At 58.0% G+C, this 8,819-nt stretch carries 8 protein-coding genes; 4 read left to right on the top strand and 4 right to left on the bottom strand.

Annotated features, from left to right (window positions below):
* Positions 1–219: 219 nt before the first annotated feature.
* The gene (gene mpl / locus ERD80_RS19360) at positions 220–1,575 is read right to left on the bottom strand and encodes a UDP-N-acetylmuramate:L-alanyl-gamma-D-glutamyl-meso-diaminopimelate ligase (protein ID WP_136548150.1); all 1,356 of its coding nucleotides are present in this window, start codon (positions 1,573–1,575) and stop codon (positions 220–222) included.
* Positions 1,576–1,743: 168 nt separating this feature from the next.
* On the opposite strand from mpl, the gene fbp reads away from it, so the two are divergent.
* Positions 1,744–2,751: a class 1 fructose-bisphosphatase gene (fbp, locus tag ERD80_RS19365; RefSeq protein ID WP_021509731.1), complete on the top strand. Its 1,008-nt coding sequence runs from the start codon at positions 1,744–1,746 to the stop codon at positions 2,749–2,751.
* A 210-nt stretch (positions 2,752–2,961) separates the two neighbouring features.
* Here fbp and ERD80_RS19370 read toward each other — a convergent pair whose 3' ends face one another.
* Positions 2,962–4,521 (bottom strand): methyl-accepting chemotaxis protein, encoded by a 1,560-nt coding sequence (locus tag ERD80_RS19370; protein WP_136548154.1) that lies wholly within the window; start codon positions 4,519–4,521, stop codon positions 2,962–2,964.
* Positions 4,522–4,693: 172 nt separating this feature from the next.
* Here ERD80_RS19370 and ERD80_RS19375 point away from each other — a divergent pair, with 172 nt between their 5' ends.
* From ERD80_RS19375 to ppa, 3 genes are all read left to right on the top strand, one after another.
* On the top strand, positions 4,694–5,107 hold the full coding sequence (locus ERD80_RS19375) for a lysozyme inhibitor LprI family protein (protein WP_127834636.1): 414 nt from the start codon (positions 4,694–4,696) through the stop codon (positions 5,105–5,107).
* Between the two features lie 67 nt (positions 5,108–5,174).
* A complete protein-coding gene (locus ERD80_RS19380) occupies positions 5,175–5,624 on the top strand; it encodes a DUF441 domain-containing protein (protein WP_021509736.1) in 450 nt (149 codons plus the stop codon).
* A gap of 100 nt (positions 5,625–5,724) precedes the next feature.
* Complete coding sequence (ppa, locus tag ERD80_RS19385) at positions 5,725–6,255, top strand: inorganic diphosphatase (RefSeq protein ID WP_021509737.1); 531 nt, start codon at positions 5,725–5,727, stop codon at positions 6,253–6,255.
* Between the two features lie 80 nt (positions 6,256–6,335).
* Here the strand turns inward: ppa and ERD80_RS19390 are convergent, their stop codons facing one another.
* Positions 6,336–6,689 carry a gamma-glutamylcyclotransferase gene (locus ERD80_RS19390; protein ID WP_031280151.1) on the bottom strand — a complete coding sequence of 118 codons (354 nt, stop codon included), beginning with the start codon at positions 6,687–6,689 and terminating at the stop codon, positions 6,336–6,338.
* A 2-nt stretch (positions 6,690–6,691) separates the two neighbouring features.
* On the bottom strand, positions 6,692–8,819 hold a 2,128-nt coding region (locus ERD80_RS19395; protein ID WP_136548152.1), incomplete at its 5' end, for a translocation/assembly module TamB domain-containing protein.

The raw sequence follows: 8,819 nt of genomic DNA on the forward strand, positions 1-8,819 counted from the left end.
CCGGACTGTACACCCGCAGGCGGGAGAGGGGATATAAAGCGCAGTGCTGAGGTAGCTGAAGCGCAGTGTTGGGGTAGCTAAAGCATTGTGCTGAGGTAGCGGAGGACGAGCGCTGAATGTGACGTCCGCACCGGACGGCCCCTTCTCCCGCTTGCGGGAGAAGGCTGGGATGAGGGCAGATCGCCTCTCGGACCAGGGCCGGCCTGAACCGGCCACGCATTACTTACCTAACCGCTCCAGCAGTTTCTGATGAATCCCGCCAAAGCCGCCGTTGCTCATCACCAGAATCGAATCACCCGGCTGCGCCGCTTTAGCCACCATCTCCACCAGCGTATCAATGTCCGCGCTCCAGTGCGCCGGCTGAATGCAGGCTTCCGCAACGTCGGCGACCTGCCACGGAATGTGGTGCGGCTGGAACAGGAATACCTCATCGGCACGCCCTAACGAAGGGGCCAGTTCGTTCTTGCTCACGCCCATCTTCATGGTATTAGAGCGCGGCTCAAGCACCGCCAGAATGCGTGCGGTGCCGCCGACTTTACTGCGCAGCGCCGCCAGCGTAGCGAGAATCGCCGTTGGGTGATGGGCAAAATCGTCATACACCTTAATCGCGTTCACTTCGCCGCGTAGCTCGAGGCGACGACGCGCGTTAATGAAGCTGTTCAGCGCCTCTCCGGCATCGCACGGCTTCACGCCAACGTGACGTGCGGCGGCAATCGCCATCAGGCCGTTGTGCATGTTATGTTCGCCGACCAGCGCCCAGTTCACTTCCGCCACTCTCTCACCGTCGAGCCACGCTTCCCAGCGCGAGGCATCCGGCACCAGCTTCTTCGCCTGCCAGCGACCGTTATCGCCCACGCTCTCCTGCTCGCTCCAGCAGCCCATCGCCATCACCTGCTTAATGTTGTGATCGTGTTCCGGCAGCAGGATCTTGCCCTGACCCGGCACGATACGCACCAGATGGTGGAACTGCTTCTGGATCGCCCGCAGATCGTCGAAGATGTCGGCATGATCGAACTCAAGATTGTTGAGGATCAGGGTACGCGGGCAGTAATGTACAAACTTGGAACGCTTGTCGAAAAACGCGCAATCGTACTCATCCGCCTCAATGACGAAGAATGGACTTTTTCCTAATTTTGCCGATACGTCGAAGTTACCCGGCACCCCACCAATAATAAAGCCCGGTTCCAGGCCGCAGGCCTCGAGAATCCACGCTGCCATGCCGGCGGTGGTGGTTTTGCCATGGGTACCGGCCACCGCCAGCACCCAGCGATCGCGCAGCACGAAATCGTGCAGCCATTGCGGTCCGGAGAGGTAAGGAATGTTGCGTTCCAGCACCGCTTCCACGCACGGGTTGCCGCGCGTCATGGCGTTGCCGATGATTACCAGGTCCGGTGCCGGGTCCAGCTGCGAGGCGTCGTAACCTTCTGTTAATTCAATGCCTTGCTGTTGCAGCAGCGAGCTCATCGGCGGATAGACATTGGCATCTGAACCGGTCACTTCGTGTCCGAGCGAGCGGGCCAGCATCGCCAGTCCGCCCATAAAAGTGCCACAAATCCCAAGGATGTGAATGCGCATAAAAAGATCCATTACTCAAAAGTTCGGCGCACAGTGTAACGCCGAGTCCGGAGGGAAGAAACGGATTAGGACTATGGTTTTTGAAGTTCAATCGGCTAAACTGCGTACGCATACGTTGGTAGCTTGTTACAGCTGCTGCCACTCCATCGTAGATTCAGGGAATGTGTTATGAAAACGTTAGGCGAATTCATCGTCGAGAAGCAACACGACTTTCCTCACGCCACAGGTGAACTGACGGCGCTGATTTCCTCCATCAAGCTGGGCGCAAAAATCATCCACCGCGACATCAACAAAGCGGGTCTGGTGGATATTCTTGGTGCCAGCGGCGTAGAGAACGTGCAGGGTGAGCAGCAGATGAAGCTGGATCTGTTCGCTAACGAAAAGCTGAAAGCGGCACTGAAGGCGCGCGGTGTGGTCGCGGGGATTGCTTCCGAAGAAGAAGATGAGTTTGTCATCTTTGAAGGTTCGGAGAACGGTAAGTATGTAGTATTGATGGACCCGCTGGATGGTTCTTCGAACATCGACGTTAACGTTTCCGTCGGCACCATTTTCTCGATTTATCATCGTATTAGCGAGCCAGGCACGCCGATCACTGAAGCCGATTTCATGCAACCGGGCCACAAGCAGGTTGCCGCAGGTTACGTGGTGTACGGTTCCTCAACCATGATGGTGTACACCACTGGCGTGGGCGTTCATGCCTTCACTTACGATCCGTCGCTCGGTGTGTTCTGCCTGAGCCACGAACGCATGACCTTCCCGGAAAAAGGCTACACCTACTCGATCAACGAAGGGAACTACATCCGCTTCCCGCAGGGCGTGAAAAAGTACCTGAAGTTCTGCCAGGAAGAAGATGTTTCAACGAAGCGCCCTTACACCTCGCGCTACATCGGTTCGCTGGTGGCAGATTTCCACCGCAACCTGCTGAAAGGCGGCATTTATCTCTATCCCAGCACCGCCAGCCACCCGAAAGGCAAGCTGCGCCTGCTGTATGAGTGCAACCCGATGGCCTTCCTCGCCGAACAGGCGGGCGGTAAAGCCAGCGACGGTAAAAACCGTATCCTCGATATTCAGCCGGAAACGCTGCACCAGCGCTGCCCGTTCTTCTGCGGTAATGATGCGATGGTCGACGACGTGGAACGCTTCATGCGTGAGTTCCCGGACGAACATCAGGCGTAAGTAAGCGGGCATTTAAAATGCCTGCGTGTGATGCCTGTCAGTAAATGATTTTCGGTCGCCATTAATGGCGACCCTACAGGTTGATGGCACGGTTTATGTTGGGTGCGCATTCATGCGCACCGCGTAAATTACCGCGTTATCTTCTCCCGCGTCGCCATCCATCAGGGCGAACGCAGGCAACGTTACCGGTCATCCCTGACCCCACCCTGATTATGCTGTCGCCACGCGGAACTGCGCCATGGATGCCTGCAACTGCTGCGACTGCGCTTCCAGCGACTGCGTAGCGGCGCTGGCCTGCTCCACCAGCGCGGCGTTTTGCTGTGCGGCTTCATCCATCTGCGTCACCGCCTGGTTAACCTGTTCAATACCGCGGCTCTGCTCTTCCGAGGCGATGGAGATCTCCTTCATCAGCGCGGTCACCCGCATCACTTCGCTGGAGATCTCATCCATGGTTTCGCCGGCGCGCGTGGCCATGTCGCTGCCCTCTTTGACCCGCGTCTGTGATTCGCTAATCAACTCACGAATCTCTTTGGCGGCGCTGGCGCTGCGCCCGGCCAGGGTGCGCACTTCGTTGGCAACCACGGCAAAACCGCGCCCCTGCTCACCGGCACGCGCCGCTTCCACCGAGGCGTTGAGCGCCAGGATGTTGGTCTGAAACGCAATGCCGTCGATCACGCTGAGAATATCGGCGATCCGATCGGAGCTGTGGGTGATCTCACGCATTTTCTCCATCACGTAGCACACCACTTCCGCGCCGCGGTCGGCGGTATCGGACACGCTACTGGCCAGCTGATTGGCCTGCTGCGCGTTACTGGCGTTAAGCCGGACGGTAGCCGTGAGCTGCTCCATGCTGGCGGCAGTTTGCTCCAGCGAGGCCGCCGACTCTTCCGTGCGCTGCGACAGATGCACCGTGCCCGCGGACAGCTCGCGGCTGCCGACGTCAATCTGCAGGCTGGCTTCACGCACCTGGCTGACCGAGTTGCGCAGCGCCAGCTGCATTCCCGTCAGCGCCTGGTTCAGGCGGCCGATTTCGTTATTGGCCGCTGCCGGCAGCGGCTGCGACAGATCGCCGTCTGCAATCTGCTCCAGATGCTGGATCGCCCCGTCCAGCGGACGCAGTAGCGCGCGGCGCAGCAGCAGCCAGGCCAGTGCAATCAGTAACAGGGTCAGCGCGACGGCGACGCCAATCATGATCTTCATCTGCAGTTCATTGTGCGCCGCTGCCGCCAGACGTGCGGCAGAGACTTCGTCGGCATACAGGCTGAAGTCGTTCACTGCCTTCGAATAGTTAGCCGACAGCTGCGACAGGTTGCCTTCCAGCACCTGGTAATACTCATCGGTATACTGCTTTTGCAGCGCATCCATCATGGGTGCCATGGCGCCTTTCTGATACGCGCTGAACGCGGCCGCGACCGCATCGGCGAGACTTTTGCCCTGCGCGGTAACGGTACCGGCATCAATAAACGCGGTCAGATGGCGTTGCGAGCTGGCGACATCCGCCTGCGCCTGTTTGGTAACGGTCGCGCCCTCGTCCAGCAGGCCGATTTCAATTTTGCGCACCGCCAGCGCGGCGCTGGCGCGGGCACGCATCAGATCGGCGTTGCTCTGATACAGGCTGTTAAGTTCAATGCCCTGAATACGGTTGATGGCGTCAAGTGACTGGTTGCCGGAATTGATGGCGTAGATGCCCATACCGCTCACTGCCAGCAGCAGCAGCGTCATAAAGGCCAGAAGAGAGAGTAAAGCCGTGCGTATAGATAGCTGTGTGATCATGATAATTCCCGTGCGCTTTAAAAAAGGGAGAATCCAGTAGCCCTAAAACGGAGAGATTATCGGCAGTGACCGGGGGAAACTTTATCCTTCATTGATGGTCAACCTGATTACGATCATCTACGCTTCAGATTTCCTGAAGTTCGTAGCGCTAAAAGCAAGGAATGTAACGATGAAAAAATGGCTTCCGCTTGCCTGTCTGTTCGCGTCCAGCGTGGCAATGGCACAGCAAAACCCTATCGATCAGCAGCTCAATCAATGCCTGAATAAAGAGTCCAGCACCGCCGGCATGTCGCAGTGCTACAGCTCGGCCAATAAGGCGTGGGACAAAGAGATGAATGCGCAATATAGCCAGCTGATGAAGAAATTAACCGGTGAGCCCAAAGACAAACTGCGCAATGCGCAGCGCGCCTGGCTGGCGTATCGCGATAGCTGGACCGAGGCCAGCCGCAGCTATTTCCTCAGCAGTCAGGGCTCCATGGCGGCGCTGTCAGTGGGCGCGCAGGGCGTCAGTCTGGTGCGCAACCAGGCGCTGATGCTGCAATCAATCAACAAAGGCAGTTGCGCCAATCCCGATGATTGTTGATAAATGGGGGCGTTAAACACGCTTAGCGCTGGCCACGGTCAGCGCGCCCATTATTCACGGAGAAACCATGGCTGCCTACGCCTCGACCCTCATTCTTATCTGCCTCGCCATCCTGAGCTACTTCGTCCACAACAGCGCCGTTACCATTTCGATTCTCATCCTGCTGGTGATTAAGCTCACGCCGCTGGCACAGTTCTTTCCCTACGTCGAAAAGCAAGGCATCCAGATTGGTATCATTATTCTCACCGTGGCCGTCATGGCACCGCTGGCAAGCGGCACGCTGCCGGCCTCGTCGCTGCTGAAATCCTTTGCTAACTGGCAATCCATTGTGGCGATTATCGTTGGCGTATTTGTTGCCTGGCTCGGCGGTCGCGGCGTCAGTTTAATGAGCGTGCAGCCGTCGGTGATTGGCGGGTTGCTGATTGGCACGGTGATTGGTGTGGCGTTCTTTCGCGGCGTGCCGGTCGGGCCGCTAATCGCCGCAGGGATTGTGTCGCTGTTTGTCACCACGAAGTAGCCTGCTGGACCATTCCGAAACGCCAAAAAGGGGGCATACTTTCAGAGTCAGTTGGCTATAATAGCCGTCACTCAACTTACGACTAATGAAGGAAAGCCAGATGAGTTTGAACCAGGTGCCTGCAGGTAAAGATCTGCCAGAAGATATCTATGTCGTCATCGAGATCCCGGCCAACGCCGATCCGATCAAATATGAAGTGGACAAAGAGTCTGGCGCCCTGTTTGTAGACCGTTTCATGTCTACCGCCATGTTCTATCCGTGCAACTACGGTTACATCAACCACACGCTGTCTCTGGATGGTGACCCGGTTGACGTACTGGTGCCAACCCCGTATCCGCTGCAGCCAGGTTCAGTGATCCGCTGCCGTCCAGTGGGCGTGCTGAAGATGACCGACGAATCAGGTGAAGATGCCAAACTGGTAGCGGTTCCGCACACCAAGCTGAGCAAAGAGTACGATCACATTAAAGATGTGAACGACCTGCCAGAACTGCTGAAAGCGCAGATCACCCACTTCTTCGAGCACTACAAAGATCTGGAAAAAGGCAAATGGGTGAAGGTTGACGGCTGGGACAACGCGGAAGCGGCTAAAGCTGAAATCATCTCCTCTTTCGAGCGCGCACAGAAGAAGTAAGTTTTCTGTCAGCGCTGTCGCATCGCTATGTATGGCGATCGGCAGATAAAAAAACACCGCCCACTGGGCGGTGTTTTTATTTACGCTTCTGCGGCGTCATCGCGCCGTAACCAGTCGCCACTCGCGATGCGGGTGCGACCGGCAATCGAACGCTGATACACGTACAGCCAGGCGCTGCCGTAGGGCGTCTGGATCAGCTGGCGCTTATACTCGCCGTTCTTGCTGCGCAAGGCATCCAGCTCGCCGAGGGTGCTGGCGTCGATGCGATACACTTCGCAGTACACCGTGCCGTCCCCCTCAACCACGCCCGGATAGTGACCGAGATTGTAGAGCGCAAACCCTTCAATCTGATGGTCGCCGAGCCATTGCGCATTGGTCATCCAATGACTATTTCCCTGTTTGCGCCGTAAACTGCCGTAGACAATTATTCGCATTGCTAAAACTCAAACTGATAGAGCAAATCCAGTGCCTGATCGAGACCCGACACGGCTTCCAAATAGAGTTTGGGCATCAGGCGATAACGCAAAGTGAGCGTCGCCAGTGAATCAAATATGCCAACACCGTATTTTACCTGCAGACCCGGCAGCACATAACCACTCACCTGCACCTGCTGGCTGTCGCCGACACCGGTGGTATCAAGCGCAAGGTTACTGACGCCGAAGGTCTCGCCGATTTTACCCATAACCTGACCACTTTGTGCAACCCCCAGTCCAACCAGCGCCGAGGTTAAGGCGTTGCTGTCGCCATCGCTGCTGAGTCCCTGACCGCGTAACAGGTAAGACAGCGCCTCCTGCTGCGACATTGCCGGGTCGGAGAAGACCTCCACCTTCGGCTCGTCGGCCAGTCCGGTGACGCGCAGACCGGCTGTCACATCATCCTCGGTGGCTTCCGGGTTACGAATCGCCTCCAGGTTGACGTACGGCTGATCCGGCGGACCGGCGAACTGCAGCTCGCCTTTACGCACAATCAGATCCTGACCATACGCGTGGAAACGGCCGGAAGGAATATTGATTTGTCCGTTTAAGCCCAGGCCGGTTTTATCCTGCACCAGTTTGAGATCGCCGTTGAGGCGCGCTTTCAGGCCAAAGGCCGAGAGACGCACATCGTTGCCGACGTGGATCACCAGATTGCTGTTGATTGGGATTGCGGCAGTTTTCGGCTGAATCGGCTTGAGGTTCTCATCCAGCATCACCTCATCCGACGACACGCCGGTAGCGCTCTCCGGCACTTCCTGCACCGTGATGCGCGCCCACGGAATATCAACCTTGCCGTCAAGATTGAACGCCGCCGGTGTGGCTTCAAACGCCAGGTCCGGCGAAACGTCCATCCGCACCATCGGCGGAACGGTAACGCGAATACGGCTGCCCTGCGCAGTAACGCGCGCGCGCCAGTTATCCAGCTGGCTCCAGTCCGCGTTGCCACCCAGATTGAGGTTACCCTGCTGCGTCTGGATCAGGCCGTTGAGCGTGGAACTCATGCCGTTAAACACCAGGTTGAGATTGGCCGAGGTGAGATCGACTGGCATAAAGCTGCCGTCCACATCAACATCGCTCAGTCCCAGCTGACCAAAGATCTGCGGCTGCTGCAACGTGCCGCCGAGACGCAGATTGCTGTTGAGGTTGCCTTTGATCTTCTCGCCCTGCATCAGCGCCGGGTTGAGCATCGCCAGCGAAATGTTGCTGATGCCGATGTTGCCTGACAGCTGGCGGCGATTCTCCGGATCGGCGATCTGCACGTTGCCGCTCAGCTGACCGTTATTCACGATGTGAATCAGCCAGTCGAGCTGCGCGCGTCCATTACGCAGCGCCGCATTCAGGTTGAGCGTGTCGAAGGCGATCGGCAGGTTATTCCCCTGCACATCCTGCACCACTTTTACGCCGTTTCCTTTAAGCGACACCGTGCCGGTCGGCAGCGCGCCGTCGGCGGTCCAGTTCACGCGTGCATCACCGCTGAATACGCCGTTCAGCTGGGTGGCATCGGTGAGGAACGGCTTAACCATCGCCAGATCGAAGCGGTTCAGCACCACGTGCGCATGGCCGCTGGCTCCGGCCTCGATCGGCTCCGGCACGCACAGCTGCGCGTTGGGGTTTTGCCAGCAGTGCGGCCCGATGGTGGCGCTCTGTTTGCTGTTCAGGTAGTCAATCGTCATCGCGCGCGTCAGGCGCCATTCGCCCACCGGCGTGTCAAAACGCGTATTGTTGAGATTGCCCTGCCAGCGCTGCGTCTGGCGGTCAAAGCTGCCGTTGAGCGCCAGCTGGCCGGAGACCGGCTCGCCCTGCACGTTGAGTTTCAGCTGATGCTGCTTCTCGTTACCGTCGGCGTTGAGCGTTAGCAGGCCGATCTTAAGCGCGTCCTGCTGTAGCTGCTCCACGCGCAGCTGCAGTTTACCGGCGACCTGATCGCTGGATTTCACATCGCTCTGCAGCGTGACACGGCGGATCTGCAACTGCTGCCAGCGCAGGCCGCTGGCGGTTAGATCGGCCAGCAGCTGGGGCGCCTGCAGCGTACCGCGCGCCTTGATGGTGCCTTTGGCTACGCCGCCGAGGCCCGGCAGCGCGTTATCC

The sequence above is a fragment of the Pantoea sp. R102 genome, assembly GCF_004916815.1.
Lineage (GTDB): Bacteria > Pseudomonadota > Gammaproteobacteria > Enterobacterales > Enterobacteriaceae > Pantoea > Pantoea dispersa.

Coding starts and splice junctions, on each gene's coding strand:
- mpl (WP_136548150.1), bottom strand. CDS start 1,575: ATGCGCATTCACATCCTTGGGATTTGTGGCACTTTTATGGGCGGACTG.
- fbp (WP_021509731.1), top strand. CDS start 1,744: ATGAAAACGTTAGGCGAATTCATCGTCGAGAAGCAACACGACTTTCCT.
- ERD80_RS19375 (WP_127834636.1), top strand. CDS start 4,694: ATGAAAAAATGGCTTCCGCTTGCCTGTCTGTTCGCGTCCAGCGTGGCA.
- ERD80_RS19380 (WP_021509736.1), top strand. CDS start 5,175: ATGGCTGCCTACGCCTCGACCCTCATTCTTATCTGCCTCGCCATCCTG.
- ppa (WP_021509737.1), top strand. CDS start 5,725: ATGAGTTTGAACCAGGTGCCTGCAGGTAAAGATCTGCCAGAAGATATC.
- ERD80_RS19390 (WP_031280151.1), bottom strand. CDS start 6,689: ATGCGAATAATTGTCTACGGCAGTTTACGGCGCAAACAGGGAAATAGT.